This window comes from Kitasatospora azatica KCTC 9699 (genome assembly GCF_000744785.1).
Classification (GTDB): domain Bacteria; phylum Actinomycetota; class Actinomycetes; order Streptomycetales; family Streptomycetaceae; genus Kitasatospora; species Kitasatospora azatica.
In genome coordinates, this window is record NZ_JQMO01000003.1 from 941,183 (window position 1) to 959,759 (window position 18,577).

Annotated in this window: 12 protein-coding genes and 1 pseudogene; 6 read left to right on the top strand and 7 right to left on the bottom strand. The window is 74.1% G+C overall.

The features are described from left to right. Window positions 1–18: 18 nt before the first annotated feature. Both BR98_RS15375 and BR98_RS15380 read right to left on the bottom strand, forming a co-directional pair. Window positions 19–1,203, bottom strand: a complete 1,185-nt coding sequence (locus BR98_RS15375; RefSeq protein WP_083976606.1) for a GDSL-type esterase/lipase family protein — start codon at window positions 1,201–1,203, stop codon at window positions 19–21. Window positions 1,204–1,417: 214 nt separating this feature from the next. Continuing rightward, on the bottom strand, window positions 1,418–2,770 hold the full coding sequence (locus tag BR98_RS15380) for an aminotransferase class I/II-fold pyridoxal phosphate-dependent enzyme (protein ID WP_035845192.1): 1,353 nt from the start codon (window positions 2,768–2,770) through the stop codon (window positions 1,418–1,420). A gap of 50 nt (window positions 2,771–2,820) precedes the next feature. Here BR98_RS15380 and BR98_RS15385 point away from each other — a divergent pair, with 50 nt between their 5' ends. The 3 genes from BR98_RS15385 to BR98_RS15395 all read left to right on the top strand — a co-directional run bounded on the left by BR98_RS15385 (window position 2,821) and on the right by BR98_RS15395 (window position 4,943). After that, entirely contained in the window at window positions 2,821–3,501 is a 681-nt protein-coding gene (locus BR98_RS15385; RefSeq protein ID WP_035845194.1) for a pyridoxamine 5'-phosphate oxidase family protein, read from the top strand. Then, window positions 3,495–4,145 carry an FMN-binding negative transcriptional regulator gene (locus BR98_RS15390; RefSeq protein WP_051969804.1) on the top strand — a complete coding sequence of 217 codons (651 nt, stop codon included), beginning with the start codon at window positions 3,495–3,497 and terminating at the stop codon, window positions 4,143–4,145. The genes BR98_RS15385 and BR98_RS15390 overlap by 7 nt, the downstream gene beginning before the upstream one ends. A gap of 114 nt (window positions 4,146–4,259) precedes the next feature. After that, window positions 4,260–4,943, top strand: a complete 684-nt coding sequence (locus tag BR98_RS15395) for a dienelactone hydrolase family protein (RefSeq protein WP_035845196.1) — start codon at window positions 4,260–4,262, stop codon at window positions 4,941–4,943. On the opposite strand, the gene BR98_RS15400 is transcribed toward BR98_RS15395, so the two are convergent. Next, entirely contained in the window at window positions 4,915–6,012 is a 1,098-nt protein-coding gene (locus BR98_RS15400) for a hypothetical protein (RefSeq protein WP_051969805.1), read from the bottom strand. The two genes, BR98_RS15395 and BR98_RS15400, sit on opposite strands and share 29 nt — an antisense overlap. Window positions 6,013–6,144: 132 nt before the next feature. On the opposite strand from BR98_RS15400, the gene BR98_RS15405 reads away from it, so the two are divergent. After that, window positions 6,145–7,458, top strand: a complete 1,314-nt coding sequence (locus BR98_RS15405; protein ID WP_035845199.1) for an MFS transporter — start codon at window positions 6,145–6,147, stop codon at window positions 7,456–7,458. A gap of 14 nt (window positions 7,459–7,472) precedes the next feature. On the opposite strand, the pseudogene BR98_RS41320 reads toward BR98_RS15405, so the two are convergent. Continuing rightward, a pseudogene (locus tag BR98_RS41320) lies at window positions 7,473–8,699 on the bottom strand (MFS transporter); the annotation flags it as partial. Between the two features lie 44 nt (window positions 8,700–8,743). Here BR98_RS41320 and BR98_RS15415 point away from each other — a divergent pair. Together BR98_RS15415 and BR98_RS15420 are read left to right on the top strand one after the other, a co-directional pair. Continuing rightward, complete coding sequence (locus BR98_RS15415; protein WP_035845201.1) at window positions 8,744–9,421, top strand: TetR/AcrR family transcriptional regulator; 678 nt, start codon at window positions 8,744–8,746, stop codon at window positions 9,419–9,421. 79 nt (window positions 9,422–9,500) lie between these two features. Continuing rightward, window positions 9,501–9,740 carry a hypothetical protein gene (locus BR98_RS15420; protein ID WP_407639454.1) on the top strand — a complete coding sequence of 80 codons (240 nt, stop codon included), beginning with the start codon at window positions 9,501–9,503 and terminating at the stop codon, window positions 9,738–9,740. A gap of 5 nt (window positions 9,741–9,745) precedes the next feature. Here the strand turns inward: BR98_RS15420 and BR98_RS15425 are convergent, their stop codons facing one another. The 3 genes from BR98_RS15425 to BR98_RS36375 form a co-directional block, all read right to left on the bottom strand. After that, window positions 9,746–10,444 (bottom strand): 4'-phosphopantetheinyl transferase family protein, encoded by a 699-nt coding sequence (locus BR98_RS15425; RefSeq protein WP_035845202.1) that lies wholly within the window; start codon window positions 10,442–10,444, stop codon window positions 9,746–9,748. A 114-nt stretch (window positions 10,445–10,558) separates the two neighbouring features. Beyond that, window positions 10,559–11,689, bottom strand: a complete 1,131-nt coding sequence (locus tag BR98_RS15430; protein ID WP_035845203.1) for an acyl-CoA dehydrogenase family protein — start codon at window positions 11,687–11,689, stop codon at window positions 10,559–10,561. Window positions 11,690–11,743: 54 nt separating this feature from the next. Next, window positions 11,744–18,574, bottom strand: a complete 6,831-nt coding sequence (locus BR98_RS36375; RefSeq protein WP_051969806.1) for a hybrid non-ribosomal peptide synthetase/type I polyketide synthase — start codon at window positions 18,572–18,574, stop codon at window positions 11,744–11,746. Window positions 18,575–18,577: the final 3 nt, after the last annotated feature.

An 18,577-nucleotide genomic window follows, 5' to 3' on the forward strand; every position in this document is an offset into this window, starting at 1 on the left:
CTCCCAGACCGACCGGACTCAGTTCAGGTACATCCCCGAGGCGTCCTGGCCCGGGGTGTTGCGGCAGGCGTAGGTGCCGGTCGGCTTGGCCCACAGCAGGCTCAGGCAGCGGCCGAGCGCCAGCTGACCGTAGTAGTTCGGGTGCATGGACTCCTGGACGGTGCCCTGGCTGGCGGACAGCCCGGTGTCCACGAAGCGCGCCCACTCGCTGGTGGTCGCCGACGGCGCGCTGCCCGAGGTGGCCAGCCGGGTGCTGGTGGAGCAGACCTCGCGGCCCTGCAGCACGTCGCGCAGGTCGAGGAACTGCACGCCCCTGCTCGCGGCGACGGCCGCCAGGTTGTCGGAGACCTCGGGGACCATCGAGTCCCGGGCCCAGTCTGAGTCGGCGTCCCAGAACGGGCAGCCGCCGTAGTCGGCGCGGTCCCAGCCGCTCTCCGAGTAGCGGTTCTCGCTGCTGCGCGGGATCGGCGAGGGGTAGGACTGCAGCACCAGGCGGTAGGAGCCGGCCGCGTACCCGTCGGCAGCCATCACCGCCCGGATCTCGTCGATCGCCTTGCCGACCCCGGCCATCGCGGCCGGCATCTTGGCGTCGATCGCGGCCTGCTGGTCGTCGTGGCAGTAGGAGTACCAGATCAGGTAGTCCTTGGCGCAGGTGGTGATCACGTCGGCGAAGCCGAGGTCGTTGCCGCCGATCGAGAGGGTGACCAGCTTGACGGTGTGGGTGGCCGCGATCGAGGCGAGCTGGTCGGCCTGCGGGGCCTCGCCCTTGAAGGCCTGGCCGCCGTTGGCGGCGCGGAAGACGTTGGCGGTGGTGGCGCCGGAGCAGGCCAGGTTGATGGTGGTGGCGGCGATCCCGGTGGCGCTGTTGACCTCGGCCGAGTCCGAGCGGTCGCACCCGCTGGCGTAGGTCGAGCCGTACACGGCGGCCGGGTTGTAGCTGCTGCCGGTCCAGGCCCGGTCGGTGCCGGCGCGGCTGCCGGAGGCGGTGTCGCTGTTTCCCTGCCAGCGACCGGCCTCGCCGGAGATGTAGGAGTCGCCGAGGGTGACGCTCGCGGTCGGGCCGGCACTGGCCTGGGCCGGAGCGGCGACGGCCAGCAGGCCGGTGGCGGTGAGCGGGAGGGTGAGCAGGGCGGCGAGGAATCGATTCCTTCGGGGCCGCGTGGTTCTGGGGACGCGCGTGGTGCTGTTGCAGCTTTCGAGCACGGCGGAACTCCTGCGGTCGGCGACTCCCCGCTGAGTGGGGTGGGGAGTCGCTGGAGGTGAGGGTTGGCCGCCGGCCGGTGGCGCGATGAATGTGACATGCGCGCGATAGTTACCGCTAGGTAGCTGCAGGGACCTTTCCCGCTCTGTTACCGATGAGTTTCATAGCCGAGTTGCGAAACTCTGCGTAGTCAAATGCGACTGCCCGACCGCGAGCTCAGATCTGCCGCGCGGCCGCCCCCGCCGTCCCCAGCACCGCCGCCAGGTCGGCCGCCAGCCGCGGCGCCTCGGCCGGGTCCAACTGGCTGACCGTGACCCGGATTCCGGTCGGCGACTCCAGTCGGAAGGCGGCACCGGGAGTGACCGCCCAGCCACGCTGCAGCAGGCCCACCACGGCGGCCGTCTCCTGCGGCACCGGGATCCAGACGTTCAGCCCGCTCACCCCGTGGCCGCGGATGCCGTGCCCGGCCAGCGCCGTCAACAGGGCCTCGCGGCGCTCCCGGTAGGCGGCGGCCACCCCCGGCGGCGCGGCGCCGACGGTGCGCCAGAGTTCCAGGGCGGTGCGCTGCAGCAGGTGGCTGACCCACCCGGTGTCCAGGCGCTGACGGCCGAGCAGCCGGTCGACGGTCTCCGCCTCGCCGGTCAGCACCGCGAGTCGCAGGTCGGGGCCGAACGCCTTGGCGGTCGAACGGATCACCGCCCAGCGGGAGATGACGGGCCGTCGGTCCGGGCCGCAGGCGATCGAGTGGAACGGCAGGTCGGTGATGCCGTGCCCGTGGTCGTCCTCCAGCAGCAGCACCCCGGGGTGCTCGGCCAGCACGGCGCGCAGCTGAGCGGCCCGTTCGGCGGTGAGTGAGGCGCCGGTCGGGTTCTGGGCGCGGTTGGTGACGATCAGCGCGCGGGCGCCGGCCGCGCAGGCGGCGGCCACCGCCTCGGGGCGCGGACCGTGGTCGTCGAGCGCGACCGGCAGCGGCCGCAGGCCGTGTGCGGGGAGCAGGTCGAGCAGACTGCCCCAGCCCGGGTCCTCGATGGCGACGGCGTCGCCCGGGCGCAGTTGGGTGGCGAGCACCCGGTCGATCGCGTCCAGCGCGCCGGCGGTGACCGCGAGCGCGCCCTCGGGCACGCCGTCGGCCCGGAAGCCGTCGGCGGCCAGGGCCAGCAGCTCGGGCTCGGCGGCGGGGTGGCCGTAGAGCACCGGCGCCCGGTCGGCGGCGGCGCCGGCGGCGGCCAGCGCGGCGCTCAGTGGCGGCAGCAGGCGCGGGTCGGGGTTGCCGGCGGCCAGGTTGCGGGCGGTCGGCGGGACGTCCAGCCGGATCTGGTCGCGATAGGTGGTGACCGGGCGGGGGCGGATCCGGCTGCCCTTGCGGCCCGCGGTCTCGATCACCCCCCGGTCGCGCAGCAGGCGGTAGGCGGCGGCGACGGTGTTGGGGTTGACGCCCAACTCCTCGGCCAGCTCGCGCAGTGGGGGCAGCGCCTGCCCGGGCTCGAGCGCGCCGGCGGCGACCGCGCGTTCGACGTCGGTCGCGATCTCCGTGGCACGGCGGCCCTGAATCCGATAGTCTCCTAGCACAAACATGATTATGCACTAGTACATAGCTGAATGCCACCCAGGAGAGTGTCATGTCGGACGTCCCGGAGAGCTACGCCCGCACCGCCCGGACCACGCCCACCCGCTACAAGGATCGGGCCACCTGGGAGCAGGCCGAGATCCACGCCGTCCTGGACTCCTCCTGGGTCTGCCACCTGGGCTTCACCGACGGCGAAGGCCGACCGGTGGTGCTGCCGACGATCTTCGCCCGGGTGGACGACCGGCTCTACCTGCACGGCTCCACCGGCAGCCGCCCGCTGCGCGCGGCCGGGGCGCCGGCCGGCCTGCCGGTCTGCGTGACGGTGACCCAGGTCGACGCCCTGGTGCTGACCAAGTCCGCCTTCAACCACTCGGTCAACTTCCGCTCGGTGGTGGCGCACGGCACGGCCGAACAGGTCACCGACCCGCAGGAGCTGGCGATCGCGCTCGACGCGCTGGTCGACCAGGCGGTGCCCGGCCGCGCGAAGGACTGCCGGCCCGGCAACCCCAAGGAGCTGGCCAAGACCGCGGTGATCCGGCTGGTGCTGGACGAGGTGTCGGCCAAGACCCGGGCGGACGGCGCCGACGACGACCCCGAGGACGCGGGCCTGCCGTACTGGTCCGGCGTGGTCCCGGTGGCGACGGTGTACGGCGCGCCCGTCCCGCACCCGGGCACCGAGCGCGAACTGCCCGCGTACCTGCGGGACTTCCAGCCGGCCGGTGCGCCGTGCTGATCCGCAGCTGGGACCGGGGCAGCGAGGCCGAATGGCGCCAGTGGCTGGCCGGCCGCGACTTCGGGGTGCTGGCGGCCAACAATCCGGACGGCGGCCCACTGCTGGTCCCGACGCACTTCCTGCTGGACGCCGGGGCCGGCCAGATCCTGCTGCACCTGGCCGCCCCCAACCCGCTGCTCGCGGCGGTGCGCGCCGATCCACGGGTGACCCTGGCGGTGACCGACGACTACGCCTTCGCCCCCGGCCACTGGCGGCCCACCCAGGTGCCGACCAGCTACTACGCCTCCGTGCAGTTCGACTGCCGGGCCGAGGTGCTGGACGATCCCGCGGCCAAGGCCGAGATCCTCAACCGTCAGCTCGCCCACTTCCAGCCCGAGACGCCCGAGGCCCGGGTGGTGCCCGGCGAGCATCCCTACGGCCCGCAGCTGAGCGGCCTTCGCGGGCTGCGGCTGACCGTGTCTCAGGTGCGGGCGAAGTTCAAGTACGACGACAAGCTGACTCCCGAGCAGCAGGCGGCGGCGGGCCGACGGCTCGCCGAGCGGAACGGCCCGGGCGACCCGGGTGCCCGCGAGCAGCTGCTGCGCCGGCTCGCCCGGCGCGGCGACTGCCCGGCCGGTCTTGAGCCGACCGGGCCGCCGAACTGATCACGACACGCAGATGACGGGCCGAAGAACTGACCGACCGTCGGCTCCCGCCCCGCATAGCATCGTCCCCGCGGGCCGCCCGGCCCCGTCCGCGCGGCCGACCCGGAGATCCCGATGACGCAGAACGTCACCTTCCCCAGTAACGGGGGCCAGGCGCACGGCTACCTGGCGCTGCCGCCGCAGGGGCGCGGGCCCGGTCTGGTGGTGGTCCAGGAGTGGTGGGGTCTGACCACGCACATGACCTCGATGGTCGACCGGTTCGCCGCCGAGGGCTTCCTGGCCCTGGCCCCGGACCTGTACGGCGGCGCCACCACGCACGACCGGGTCGAGGCCGCCGAGCTGCTCGCCAAGCTGCCGGCGGAGCGCGCGGTGCGCGATCTGCGCGGCGCGGTCGACTTCCTGCTCGAGCATCCTGCGGTCGCCGGTGACGCGGTCGCGGTGGTCGGTTTCTGCATGGGTGGCGGCTTCGCGATGCGGCTCGCGGCGCTGGAGGGCGACCGGGTGGCGGCCGTGGTCCCGTTCTACGGGCTGCCGCGCGAGCCCGACTACGACTACCGCGGCCTGACCGCCCATGTGCTGGGCCACTTCGCCGAGCGCGACCACGGCCTGCCGCTGAAGACGGTGGACGAGGCGGCGATCCTGATCGGCGAGGCCACCGACCGGCGTCCCGAGATCCACTTCTACCCGGCCGGGCACGCCTTCATGAACGACGAGAACCCGGCGGGCAACTACGACCAGCTGCAGGCCGCGATCGCCTGGCGGCGCACCCTCAGCTTCCTGCGCGGACACCTGGGGTGAGTGGCAGCGCCGGGTAGCCGCCGAGCGGCGGCAGGTCCCAGCCGTCGGCGACCTCGCGCAGCAGCCGGCGCATCGTCTCGGCGAACGCCGGGTGCCCGGTGAGCGTGGCGGCCTGCTCCCAGCGGTGGCGCAGCAGCTGACGCATGGTCGGGACCGGGCGGCGGGTGGGGTGCCGGAGCCAGTCCTCGGTCAGGGCGCGCGACAGCGCCCGCACGGTCACGTCCACCGTCCAGACCGCGATGGCCTGTTCCATCCCGGCTGACCAGAGGGCGTCCTCGGCCAGCTCGGGATAGGCCTGCACCACCTCGGCGCGGTAGGCCTGCTCGGCCTCGGCGGCGAGCTCGGGCGGCAGCTCGAAGACGCACCAGCAGGTGGCGAAGGGCATCCGGCAGTAGGCGGCGGTCAGGAAGACCGAGACGTAGCCGGCCCCCTCGAAGTCGATCAGCCGCAGGCCGTCGGGGGTGATCAGGTTGTTGTCCGGGCACGTGTCCCCGGGGGTGAAGGCCGGGTAGCGCTCGCCGCCCGCGGTGCCGATCCGGGCCAGTTCCTCGGCCAGACCGGGCGCCGGGTCGAGGCCGGCCATCGCGAGCACACCGGGCAGCCGGGCGGCGTTCTGCTCGACCCACGGGTCCTCGTCCCAGCTCGGCATGCCGGGGTCGTAGCGCGCCCAGTGCTCGGCGAACTCGGCCCGGTGGGCGACCGAGCGGACGGCGAGCCGGCCCAGACCTCGGCTCCACTCCAGCAGGGCGCGCTCGGCGGCCTTCGGATCGTCACCGAGCAGCAGGTCCGCCAGCGTCGGCACGGCGCCGAGGTCGGCCATCACCAGCAGCCGGGCGTCCGGGTCCACGGCCAACAGCTCGGGGCCGGCCAGTCCGAGGCTCAGGCCGGCCGCCTCCCCCGCGAAGGCCCGGCGGGCGTCGGCCTGCTCGTCGAACGCCTTGACGATCACGCTCGCACCGTCCGTGGTGCGGCAGCGCAGCACCGCGCTGCGGCGGCTGCCGCCCAGGTCCACCGGTTCGGTCAGCTGCCGACCCAACAGATCACCGGCCAGGCGAAGGATCTCGTTCATCGGGGCATCCTGTCATCGACCCTCCGACCGCCCAACCCTTTTTCCCCGGTTTCCGACCGCCGGTCAACGGGTACCTCCCTCTACCTGTCCGTAGCGTGGACAGCCACCCTTGCCAACGTCATAGTCGGGCGAATGCCGAACCGAACCGAGGAACGTGCCCCGCGGGCCGGGCGCAGTTACCAGATCCAGACCGCCGCCACCGTGGTCAGCGGGCTCGGCAATGCCGGTGCGCCGATCGCCACCGCCTTCGCGGTGCTGCGGATCGGCGGCGGCGCCGCCGAGATCGGCTACGTCACCGGGGCCAGACTCGCCGCCACCGTGCTCTTCCTGTTGGTCGGCGGCGCGGTGGCCGACCGGCTGCCGCGGCACCGGGTGATGGTCGCCGCCAATCTCGGCAACGCGCTCGCACAGGCGTTGCTGGCGGTACTGGTGCTGACCGGCACCGCCCGGCTGTGGCAGATCGTGCTGCTGGCCGCCGCCAACGGGATCGGGCTGGCCTTCTTCGCACCGGCCGCCGAGGGCATGATCATGGAGTCGGTGGACCAGGAGCAGGCCGGCCGGGCCTTCGCGCTCTTCCGTACCGCGCTGAACTCCTCGCAGATCGTCGGCGCCGCGCTCGGCGGGGCGCTGGTCGCGGCGGTGGGTCCCGGCTGGGTGCTGGCACTGGACGCCGCCGGGCTGGCCGCGGCGGCGGCGATGCGGCTGCGCCTGCGGGCGCCGGCGCCGGTGGCGCCGCAGGGCGGGCCCGGGATGCTGGCCGATCTGCGGGTGGGCTGGCGGGAGTTCACCTCGCGGCGCTGGCTGTGGGCAGTGGTGGTGCAGTACGGGGTGGTGAACGCCTGCCTGATCGCGGCCGAATCGGTGCTCGGGCCGATCGTGGCGGACCTGCGCCTCGGCGGGCCGCGCCCGTGGGGCCTGGTGAACGCGGCGATGGGCGCCGGGCTGGTGGCCGGCGGGCTGCTGATGGTGCGTTGGCAGCCGCGCCGGCTGCTGCTGGCCGGCACCTTCGGCATCCTGCTCTTCGGGCTGCCCGCCGCCGCGCTGGCGGCCGGCGCGCCGCTGACCCTGCTGGGCGCGGCGATGTTCGCCTCCGGGGTCGGCGGCACGGTGTACGGGGTCAGCTGGATGGTCGCGCTGCAGCAGGAGATTCCGGCCGCCAGCTTCTCCCGGGTGGCCGCCTACGACTGGTGCGGCTCGGTGGCGCTGGCACCGGTGGGGACGGCGGCGGCGGCGCCACTGGCCGGCGGACTCGGGCTGAACGGGGCGCTCTGGGCCTGCGCGGGCGTGATGACGCTGCTGTCACTGCTGGTGCTGGCGGTGCCCGAGGTGCGGCGGCTGGCCCGGGCGGCGGTCCCGGGCGGCGCAGCGACGGTGTCGGGCAGCGCGGCGACGGTGTCGGAGAGCGCCCCGGCCGCGCCGTCCGTCCGCTTGGAGACGGCGGCCTGACGATCTCTCAGCACCACCATCAGCACCGGCGCGACGGCCAACAGCAGCACCGCGCCCGCCGTCATCGGCGCCCGCAGCCCCCAGGCGTGCGCCACCAGGCCGGCCAGTGCGGCGCCCACGGCCGTGCCGCCGTTGGCCACCATCTGGTACGCCATGCTGACCCGGCCGAGCAGCGCCTCCGGCACCAGGTCCTGACGCAGCGACACCGCCGTGACACCCCAGGCCAGGCTCAGCGCGCCGTAGACCACGGTGGCGCACCCGGCCGGCAGCCAGTGCCCGGACAGGCCCGTGCTGCCGAGCGCGAGCGCCGAGCCGACCAGGGTGGTCAGCAAGGTCCACCTGGTCCCCAGCCGCCCGGCCAACCAGGGCCCGCCGAGCGAGCCGAGCACCCCACCGAGCGCGAAGGCGACCACCAGCAGGCCGAATCCGACCGAGCCCAGGTGCAGCACCTCGCGCGAGTAGAGCACCAGCACCGCGATCACCCCGCCCAGCACCAGGTTGGCCGCGGTCGCGGTCAGGCAGAGCGCCCGCAGCAGCTGGTGCCGGGCCAGCCAGCGCACCCCCTCGGCCGCCTCCGCCGCCAGCGACCGGGCCCCGGCCCGGGTCGGCCGCTGTGGTGCACCGTCCCGGGCGGGCCGCTCGCGCGGCGGCAGCCCGCCGGGGATGGTGCACACCAGCAGCGCGGCCACCCCGAAGGAGAGCGCGTCCACCGTGAAGGGCGCGGCCGCGGCCAGTGTGAAGAGCACGGTGCCGAGCGGCGTGCCGAGCAGCGAGTCGGCGACCAGCACGCCGGCCTGCAGCCGCCCGTTGGCCCGCGGCCGGTCGGCGGGCTCGACCACGGTCGGGACCACGCCGGCCCAGCCGCCGTTGTAGAGGGTCTGGCCACAGCCGAGCAGGAAGCCGACCAGCGCGAGCAGCCAGATGCTGACGGCGCCGGCGGCCACGGCGAGGGCGAAGCCGGCGGCGAGCACGGCTCGGACGGCGTCCACCGTCCAGAGCAGGCGCCGACGGTCGACCCGGTCGGCGAGCGCGCCGGCCGGCAGGCTGAGCAGCAGCCAGGGCAACTGCTCGGCGGCGGCGACCAGGGCGAGGTCACGCGGGTCGCCGGAGATCCTGGCCGCGAGCAGCGGCAGCGCGACGAAGCGCATGCCGTCGCCGAGGCTCGACACGGTGACCGACGCCCAGAGCAGTCCGAAACGGCGTCCCAGCGGCGCGGCGGCCGCTCCCCCATGGGTAAACATGAACTAGACTCTGATTCGAATCTGATCCGTTGTCAAGGAGTCCGATGACCACCGACCTGCCGCCCGGCACCCCGGCCGCCACCGCCCCGGTCCCCGCCGGTGTGCTGCGCGCGCCGCAGCAGCAGCGCAGCCGGGAGAAGGTGGACCGGATCCTGCAGGCCACCGCCCGACTGCTGGAGGAGCACGAGTACGAGGAGATCGGCACCAAGCTGATCGCGGCCGAGGCCGGCGTCTCGATCGGCGTGCTCTACCGCTTCTTCCCGGACAAGCACGCGATCGTCAGCTCGCTGCTGGTCAGCTGGCTGGACGAGTTCACCGCGGTCACCGAACAGGTGCTGGCCGGCCCGCTGCCGGCGCGCCCGGGCGAGCTGGCCGAACTCCTGCTCGCGGCGCACGTCCGGATCCGCCGCGAGCAACCGGGCTTTCGCCGGCTCTGGTTCGGCGGCCCGCCCCACCCCGAGCTGCGCGAGTACGACGAGGCGACCGACCGCGCACTGGCCGCCTCGATCAACGCCGTCCTGGTCCGCGACTACGGCTTCCCGGACACGGCGGACTTCCTGCTGCGCACCGAACTCGCCGTCACGATGGCCGCACAGTTGCTCAACCTGGCCTTCAAGCAACACGCCGAGGGCGATTCCCGTATCCTCGCCGAAGCCCAACTGATGCTGGACCGCTGGCTGTTCGACGAGCCGGGCACGTCTTCGAGCAGCGCAGCCGGCTGAACTTGCCCGGCAGGCACAGCCTTCCGGCCACAGCGACGGTCCGACTTCCTGAGGGCTGCCGTCCCGGGAGGGAGACCCATTGCCACGACCAGCCCAGAGGTTCGTCTTTGACGATCTGTCAGACCAACCCCCGACCGACGGCTGCTGGCTGGTCGAACTGGCCGGCGTGGACGGCCGCCGCTACGCCTACCGCGTCTACGCGGCCAGGAACGCACTCCCCGGCGACCTCTTCTGGTCGGCCCTGCACCACCACGACGAGGGACCGCTGCCACGCGCCTTCGACCTCTTCGACACGGCCCTGATCCGCCTGCTGGCCTGAGCCGGTCACCCGTCAGGTGACGACGCGAGGTGCGGAACCGTCACCGCGGTGGCGACCAAGCCCTGGCCGACCGTCCACCGTCCCTCGAAGTACCCGAGCCGGCGGCCGCCCACGACCGGTCCGGGAACCAGGAGTTCGGCACGGAAGCGGCCGTGCGAGGCCGTGCCGGGCGCCATCTCGATCTCGATGTCCGCCTCCTCGAAGTCCAGCCACTCCCCGGTCAGCGGGAACCAGGCCTTGTAGACGGACTCCTTCGCGCTGTACAGCAGTCGATCCCAGTGAACCGCGGGCCGCCGGGCGCCCAGCAGCGTCAGGCGCTTGCGTTCGGCGGGCAGCGAGACGGAGGGCAGGATGCCGTCCGGCAGCGGGCCGTGGGGTTCGGCGTCGATGCCCAGGGAGGCCAGGTCGGCGGCGCGGGCCAGGGCGGCAGCGCGGTAGCCGTCGCAGTGGGTCATGCTGCCGATCAGTCCCTGCGGCCATCGCGGGGCACCGCGCTCGCCGGGCAGCACGGGAACCGGCGCCACCCCGAGCTTCGCCATGGCGCGACGAGCGCAGGCGCGCACCGCAGCGAACTCACGGCGGCGCTTGTCCACCGCCCGCGCCACCACCTCCTGTTCCTCGGGGTAGAGCGGGGCCCGGTCGGCCTCGTCGTCGCCGTAGCTCTCCACGGCCACCACCGAATCGGGGAGCAGCTCATCGATCACCAGTCCCGACCTCCGTCGGCGAATTCGGCGTACCAGGCGTACCAGAGATACCACGCATACCAGAGGTACCAGACGTACTAGGGGTACCAGAGGTACCAGACGTACCGGCGGAGATCAGAGGAAGGGTGAGGTGGGGTGGCCCCCGAGCCGCAGGTCGCCGACCCCGTCCAGGATCTTCTCCGAGGACGCGACATGGCGGCCCGCGGTGATGAGGTCGCGCAGGCACCGGTCGAGCGGGGTGCAGTCGGTGAAGACCGCGCACAGTCCGACGGCGTCGTACAGCAGCTGGACCGCCTCCCGGCAGGCCCGGTGCGCGAACTGGCGGGCCAGCGCGGCCGTGCCGCGTTCGGGCGCCAGGCCCGCCGACTGCGCGGCCCAGGCGTCCTCCAGCGTGGCGTACACGTAGGCGTCCGCCGCGCCGATCAGCGCCTCGGCGTGCGCCAGGTCGGCCGGGACGCCCGGCCAGGCCAGCGCGGAACGCCTGGCGGTGAGGATCTCCCGGGCGGTGTTCAGCGCGGACCTGCCGATGCCCAGCGGCACGCCCGCCATCTTGAGGGCGAGGTTGTCGGCGCGCAGGTGGAGCGGCTCCTGCCGGGTGCCGGTCGGCGCGAGCGCGAACGTGTGCCGTTCCGGGACCAACAGGTCGGCCACCTCGAAGTCGTGGGAGCCGGTGCCGCGCAGACCGGTGGTGTGCCAGGTGTCGAGCACCCGCGCGTGCACGGCGTCGAAGACGGCGATCCTCGGGGTGCCTTCCGGGGTCTGGAACCCGGCGATCACCCGGTCGGCGTGGGTGATCCCGCTGCCCACGGTCCAGCGGCCCGACAGCAGGTAGCCGCCGTCCCGCCGGACCGCCCGGCCGGCCGGCGGCAGCACCGTCGCGGTGATCAGGTCCGGGTCCGGGAACAGCTCGGTGAACACCTCCGTGGGCAGCGAGACCACGGCCAGCGCGGCGTTCAACGCGACGGCCGCGCACCAGGCGACCGAGGCGTCCCCCTCGGCCAGCAGGTCGACGGCCCGGGTGATCTCCGGCACGGTCATCTCGACACCGCCCAGCTGCGGTGGCAGGGCGGCGCGCAGCAGCCCGGTGGCCTTCAGGCCGTCGAGGACGTCACCGGGAATCCGGCCCAGCCGCTCGATGTCCGGCGCGGAGGCCGGGAGGCCGGAGGCGTACGCCCGTACCCGGTCCATGACCGATGCGGCGGTGAGGCCCGGCTCGGTCCGGGGCGGCAGTTCCATGGCGGTCATCCGGTCCTCCTGGGGCGGCGGGTTGACGGTTTCAGCGGGTCGCGCGGGTCCGGGTCACAGGTCGTTCAGGGCCTTGTCGAGCTCGGCCGCCAGCGTCTGGAGGTTCGGGGAACGCATGACGCTGTAGTGGTCGCCGGGCACGTCGACGCTCTCGGCCTGGTCGCCGAGGAGGTCCAGCCACTGCCGGGTGGTCGCGGCGGTGGCCCCGTCGATGGCCCGCAGGAGCACGACCCTGCCCCGGTACGCGACGGGCTCGTGGTCGGCCAGCGCGCGGCTGAGGTGCAGGAACCGGCCCGCGAGCCGTTCCAGGGTGGCGGCGTCGATCTCCTCGGGCAGGACGGCGGCCTGCTGGGCCCGGGTCAGCAGTTCCTCGATCGGGGACCGCTCGCCGGTGGGCTCGAACTCGGCCGGCCCGGGGTTCCAGTCGCTGCCCGCCAGCCCGGCCAGGTCGTGGGCGAACCGGGCCAGCAGTGCCGCGTCGGCGGCGGGTTCGGCACGGCCGGGCGGTTCGAGCAGGTCCACGGCCGCGACGAGCTCGACCGTCCGGCCCCGCCCGGCGAGCAGGCGGGCGATCTCCAGGGCGATCACGCCGCCCATGGACCAGCCGCCGAGCCGGTACGGGCCGTCCGGGAACCGTTCGGTGATCGCGTCGGCGTAGTGCGCGGCCAGCTCGGCCACGGTCCGCGGCGCGGGTTCGAGGTCGGGGTACTGCAGCGCGTGCAGCGGCTGGTCCTCCTCCAGGAGGGCGCCGAGCCCGGCGTAGCAGAGCACGTCGCCGCCGACCGGGTGGACGAGGATCAGTGGCGGCCGGGTCCCGGCCCCCCGGACCGTGACGAGCGCGGCCCGGCCTTCCTCGCCCCGCTGCTCGCCCGGCTGCTCGCGCAGCGCCTCGGCGAGCGACTCGACGGTCGGCCGGGCGAGCAGCGTGGCCACCGGCAGCGACCGGCCGGTGCGCTGCCGGATCCGGGCCATCATCCGCACCGCGAGCATCGAGTCGCCGCCGAGGTCGAAGAAGTTCGCGGTGACGTCGAAGAAGTCCGCGGTGCCTTCGGCAGGCCTGTCGGTCGGCTCGAAGAACTCGGCCCAGATCCCGGCGAGGAGCTGTTCGGCGGCATCGCGCGGGGCGACCGCCGCACCGGAGCGCGGGGCCGTCTCCGCAGGCGAGGGCAGGCGGCGGCGGTCGACCTTGCCGTTGTCGGTCAGCGGCAGCTCGTCCAGCAGGACGATCCGGGCGGGCACCATGTAGCCGGGCAGTTCCCGGCCGAGCGCCTCGCGCAGCTCCTCCTCGGAGGTCCTCGAGACGGCGTACCCGACGAGCCGCCGGGGGCCGCCCCGCTCGCCCTCGGCCACCGCGGCCGCCGCATGGACGTCCGGCCGGCGCAGCAGCGCCGCCTCGACCTCGCCGAGCTCGATCCGATGCCCCTGGATCTTCACCTGGGAGTCCGCGCGCCCCAGGAACTCGATGTCGCCGTCCGGCAGGTAGCGGCCGAGGTCACCGGTCCGGTAGAGCCGCTCCCCCGTCACCGGGTGGCGCAGGAACGCGGCGCGCGTCTTGGCCTCGTCGCCGAGGTAGCCGCGGGCCAGGCCGGTCCCGGCGATGTACAGGTCGCCGGGGACCCAGGTCGGGCACGGCCGCAAGGCCTCGTCCAGCACATGGAAGCGCTGGTTCCGCATCGGCCGGCCGTACGGGATGCTCGTCCAGTCCGGGTCCACCCGGGTGATCGGGTACATGATCGACCAGATGGACGCCTCGGTCGCGCCGCCCAGGCTCCAGGTCCGCGCGTTCGGCAGCACCGAGGCGATGGCTCCGGGGAGCGTGACGGGGATCCAGTCGCCGCTCATCATCACCACGCGCAGCGAGGGCGGGCCGCCGAGCGCCCGCACGTGTTCGACGAACATGTCCATCAGCGCGGGGACGCTGTTCCAGACCGTCACGCCGTGCCGGTTCACCAAGCCCAGCCAGGCCGCCGGTTCGCGCAGCGCCGACGCGTCCGGCAGGACCACCGCCCCGCCGACCGTGAGCAGGCCGAACACGTCGTAGACCGAGAGGTCGAAGTTGAGCGCGGACAGGGCCAGCACACGGTCGCTCGCGGTCACGCCGAACCGGTCGTTGATGTCCTGGATCGTGTTGACCGCGCCGGTGTGCTCGATCATCACGCCCTTCGGGACCCCGGTGGATCCCGAGGTGAAGATGACGTAGGCGAGGTCGTCGGGCTTGGCCGGGGACGGCGGCAGCGGGCTGCTCGCACCGGTGTCCGCCGGCTCGGTGTCGACCTGCAGCGAGCTCGTGCCGTCCGGCAGGTCGAGCCCGTCCGCGACCGCCGACCGGGTCAGCACCAGCTCGATGCCGGCGCTCTCCATGATCATCCGGAGTCGGCGGCCGGGCGTGGCGGCGTCGACCGGCACGTAGGCGGCCCCGGCCTTGAGGATGCCCAGCGCCGCGACGACCTGCTCCCAGCTCTTGTCCATCACGATGCCGACGAGCACGCCCGGGCCCGCGCCGCGGTCGATCAGCCAGCGGGCGATCCGGTCGGAGCGGCGGTCCAGCTCGCCGTAGCTGAGGGTCCGGGCGGCGGTGATCACGGCGGGCGCCTCCGGCCGGACCTCGACCTGGCGCAGGAACGCCTCGTGCAGCAGTTCGGCGGGGACCGGGGCGTGCGTGGCGTTGGCCGCCTGCCGGACCTCCAGGTCGGCCACCGGGGTGAGCACGGACGGCGGACGGCGCCACGCCCCCTCGCCGCACAGGTCCCGCACCAGGTCCAGGTAGGCGTCCCACATCCCGTCGACGACGCCCTCGGGGAACATCTCCTCCACCACGTCCCAGTTGAGGACCAGTTCCCCGGCCTCCTCCAGGGCCTGGTGGTCGAGCCACACCTGCGGCGTCCGCACCGAGCTGGACGCCAGCCTGCCGGAAACGCCGAGCGAGGCCAGGGCGGTGAGCGCGCCGCGTTCGGCCTCGCTCCGCCCCGCGGAGTCGCCCTGGCCGGCGAAGCCGATCGTGCTGGTGAAGACCACCGGCATGCTCGCCAGGCCGGTCCCGGCGCGGGTGCGGTTGAGCTCGCGCAGCACCTCGACGCCGCTGACGTACCCGTGGTCGAGGTCGGCCAGCAGCTGGTTCTGCAACCGCGTGGCGCCCGAGGTGAAGTCCTCGGCGGGAGCGGCGTCGACTTCCAGCAGGGTGGTCGCGCTGAGGTTTCCGATCACCCTGCCGATGTCCTCGTGCAGCGGCCGCCGGTTGTACGCCAGCAGGTTGAGGGTGAAGCGCGGCGAGGCGCTCCAGACGCCCAGCACCTGGGCGTACGCGGTGCACAGGGCGGCCGAGGGCGAGATGCCCGCCGCGGCGGCGTTGTCCTTGAAGTGCTGCCACGCCTCGGCCTCGATCCGGGCCGTGCGGTGGGTGAACACCGGTCGCCGTGGCGCCGGTCCCGGTCGCAGCGGCAGGGCGGGTGCGGGCGGGAGGGCGGAGACGCGCGCCTGCCAGTAGGCGAGCGACTTCTCGCGCTGCACCGCGTCCGGCTCGGCGGCGGCGAGCAGGTAGTCGCGGTAGGTGACGGCCGGGGCGGGCAGTGCGGGCGTCCCGGAACGGTAGGCCTGGGCCCACTCCTGGAACAGCAGCCCGCAGCTGCGGCCGTCGATGATCAGCGCGTCGAAGTTGAGGTGCAGCCGGGTGGTGCGCGCGTCGAGCAGGGTCGCCCGGACGTCGAACAGCGGCCAGACCTCGGTGTCGAAGACCTGGTCCCGCATCTCCTCGTGGATCTCGGCCAGACGGCGGGCCCGTTCCGCGTCCTCGCAGGTCCGCAGGTCGACCGTGGCGATCCGGTAGTCGGGGACCTCTGCGAGCACCCGCTGGTGCCCGTCCCGGGACACGACCGCGCGGAGCATGTCGTGCCGGTCGACGAGCTGCCGGAAGGAGCCGGCGAGCCGGTCGAGGTCGGTCTCCACGAGGTCGATCTCGACCAGGAAGGAGGTGGAGATGTTGCCGAGCTCGAAGGCGTCGGTCCGGCCGACCAGGTAGGCCTGCTGGAGATCGGTGAGCGGGAACGGCTCGTGGCGGGCCGCCGGGTCGGCGACCAGCACCGCCCCGGGCACGGCGGGCTCTGCGGGCCGGCCCGCAGCGCCGCCGCGGGCCGCCTCGACGGTCCGGACGATCTCCGCGACGCTCCGCCCGTCCAGCAGGTCGGACAGCGGAAGGTCGACGCCGAACCGCCGGGCGAGCGCCTGCCGGATGTCCATCGCGATCAGCGAGTCGGCGCCCAGGCTGCGCAGCGGCTGGTGCAGCTGAAGGTCGTCGTGGCTGACGGTCGCACCACAGCCCGGACAGATGATGCCGAGCACCAGCTCCGCGACGTCCTCGGTCTCCGGTGCGGCGGGTTCGTTCTCGAGCGCCCGCGGTTCGGGAGCGGGCGTGCCGGTCACCGCCTCCAGGCGCACGCCGTCGGCGAGCGCCACGGGCGTGCCGTCGGCGCCGATCAACCGTACCTGCGCGACCAGCGCCCCGCCGTGGACCGGTGCCTGATCCCTGCGGGGGCCTCCCGTCCAGAGCCAGTAGCGCTGGCGCTGGAACGGGTAGCCGGGCAGCAGCGCGGGCGGCCCGGCGGGCTCGCCGTGCACCCGCGTCCAGTCGACCCGGACCCCTCGGGTGTAGAGCGCGCCGAGGCTGTCGAGGAGCGTGCGCCGGGCGTCGGACCCCGGTTGGCCCTCGGGCAGCGACGGCAGGAACGCCGTGTGCTCGGCCGTGCGGACCTGGTCGAGGAGCGGCCCGGCGGGCCCGATCTCCACGAAGGTCCGGTGTCCGTCCCGCAGCAGCGCGGCGATCCTCCCCCAGCCTTCGGCCGGGGGTACCCCCATGGTGAACCGCTCCGGCTCGGCGGCGTCCGCCGGCCTCCGGGCCGCCTCCCGCAGCGCGTCCGCCAGGCTCATCGTGCCCGTGACGCACGCGGCCACCAGCTCGCCGACGCCGTGGCCGAGGACGGCGGCCGGCTCCACGCCCCACGACCGCCACAGCTCGGCGAACGCGTACCCGACGGCGAACGGCGAGGGCCGCCCGCCGGACGCCTCGGCGCACTGGTCCAGGGCGTGGCGGAAGACCGGCTCGGCCTCGGCCAGCTCGGCGGCCGCGTCGGCGTACCGCGCGTCCAGGCGGCCGGTGAAGAGGAACACCGGGCCCCGACTGGTCTCCGGGGTCCGCACGCCGACCCGGACGCCGGGCGGCGGCTCCTCGCCCGGGCGCGTCCGGGTCAGCAGGTTCCGCAGCTCGGCGCGCGAGGACGCGACGGCCGTGAGCCGGTGCGTGAAGTGCGCCCGCCGCAGGCTCGTGGTCCGGCAGATCGACGCGAGCGAATCGCCGCCCGCACCGCCCGCACCGCCCGCACCGTCGGCGAGCAGGTCGGCGTAGCGCGCGGTGAGTTCGGCGAGCGCGGCCGGTGTCTTGGCCGACAGGGTCAGCAGGCGTGGCCCGTCCTGCTCGGCGGGTCGGTCCTCCCCGTCGGCCGGCGCCGCCGCCGGGACAACCGGAGCTTCTTCGATGATCACGTGTGCGTTGGTGCCGCTGATGCCCTGCGAGGACACCCCGGCGCGTTTCGGCCCCGAGGTCTCGGGCCACGCGGTCTCCTCGGCGACGAGCTCGACCGCGCCCGCCGACCAGTCGATGTGCGGGGTGGGCTCGTCCACGTACAGGGTCGCGGGGAGCGTGCCGTGGCGCATCGACAGCACCGTCTTGATGACCCCGGCGACGCCCGCCGCCGCCTGGGCGTGCCCGATGTTGGGCTTCAGCGAGCCGAGCCGCAGCGGCCGGTCCCGATCACGCCCGTAGGTGGCCTGCAGGGCGCGCGCCTCGATCGGGTCGCCGAGCGGGGTGCCGGTGCTGCTGGCCTCCACCACCTGGACGTCACCGGGCGACAGCCGCGCGTCCGTCAGCGCCTGCCGGATCACCCGCTGTTGCGCGGAGCCGCTCGGTGCGGTGAAGCCGTTGCTGGCGCCGTCCTGGTTGACCGCGCTGCCGCGCACCACGGCCAGTACGGGATGGCCGAGCCGCTGCGCGTCCGAAAGCCGTTCCACCAGCAGCAGGCCCACGCCCTCGGAGAGCCCGCTGCCTGCGGCGGCGGCCGAGAACGGGCGGCTCCGGCCGTCCGGTGACACGCCCTCCATCCGGGTGAACTCGGTGAACAGCTGCGGTGTGGACATGATCGTCGCGCCGCCCGCCAGCGCCATCGTGCACTCGCCGCGGCGCAGCGACTGGACGGCCAGGTGCAGCGCGACCAGCGAGGACGAGCAGGCCGTCTCCACGCTGATGGCCGGGCCGCGCAGGCCGAGCGTGTAGGAGATCCGCCCGGAGGCGGCGCCGCCCACCGACCCGGTCGTCAGGAAGCCCTCGGCCTCCTTGGGCACTTCGCCGTTCCCCATCGCGTAGTCCAGCCCGGACAGCCCGGTGAACACGCCGGTCTCGCTGTCACGCACCGACTCCGGATCGATCCCGGCGTCCTCGAAGGCCCGCCAGGCGGTCTCGAGCAGCAGCCGCTGCTGCGGGTCCATGGCCAGGGCCTCGCGCGGGCTGATGCCGAAGAAGCCCGCGTCGAAGTCCGCCGCGTCGTAGAGGAAGCCGCCGGAGCCGGTCAGGCTCCGGCCGCCGTTCTCGGGGTCGTGCAGGCCGTCGTCCCAGCCGCGGTCGCGGGGGAACGCGCCGACGGTCTCGCCGCCCGAGGCCAGCAGCCGCCACAGGGCGGCGGGCGAGTCGATCCCGCCCGGATAGCGGCATGCCATGCCGATGATCGCGATCGGCTCCCGCTCGCCCTCCTCCAGCTCGCGCAGGCGCTCGCGCGTCTGGTGCAGGTCGACGGTGACGCGCTTGAGGTATCCGAGCAGCTTCTGATCCGATTCTGATGCCATGAC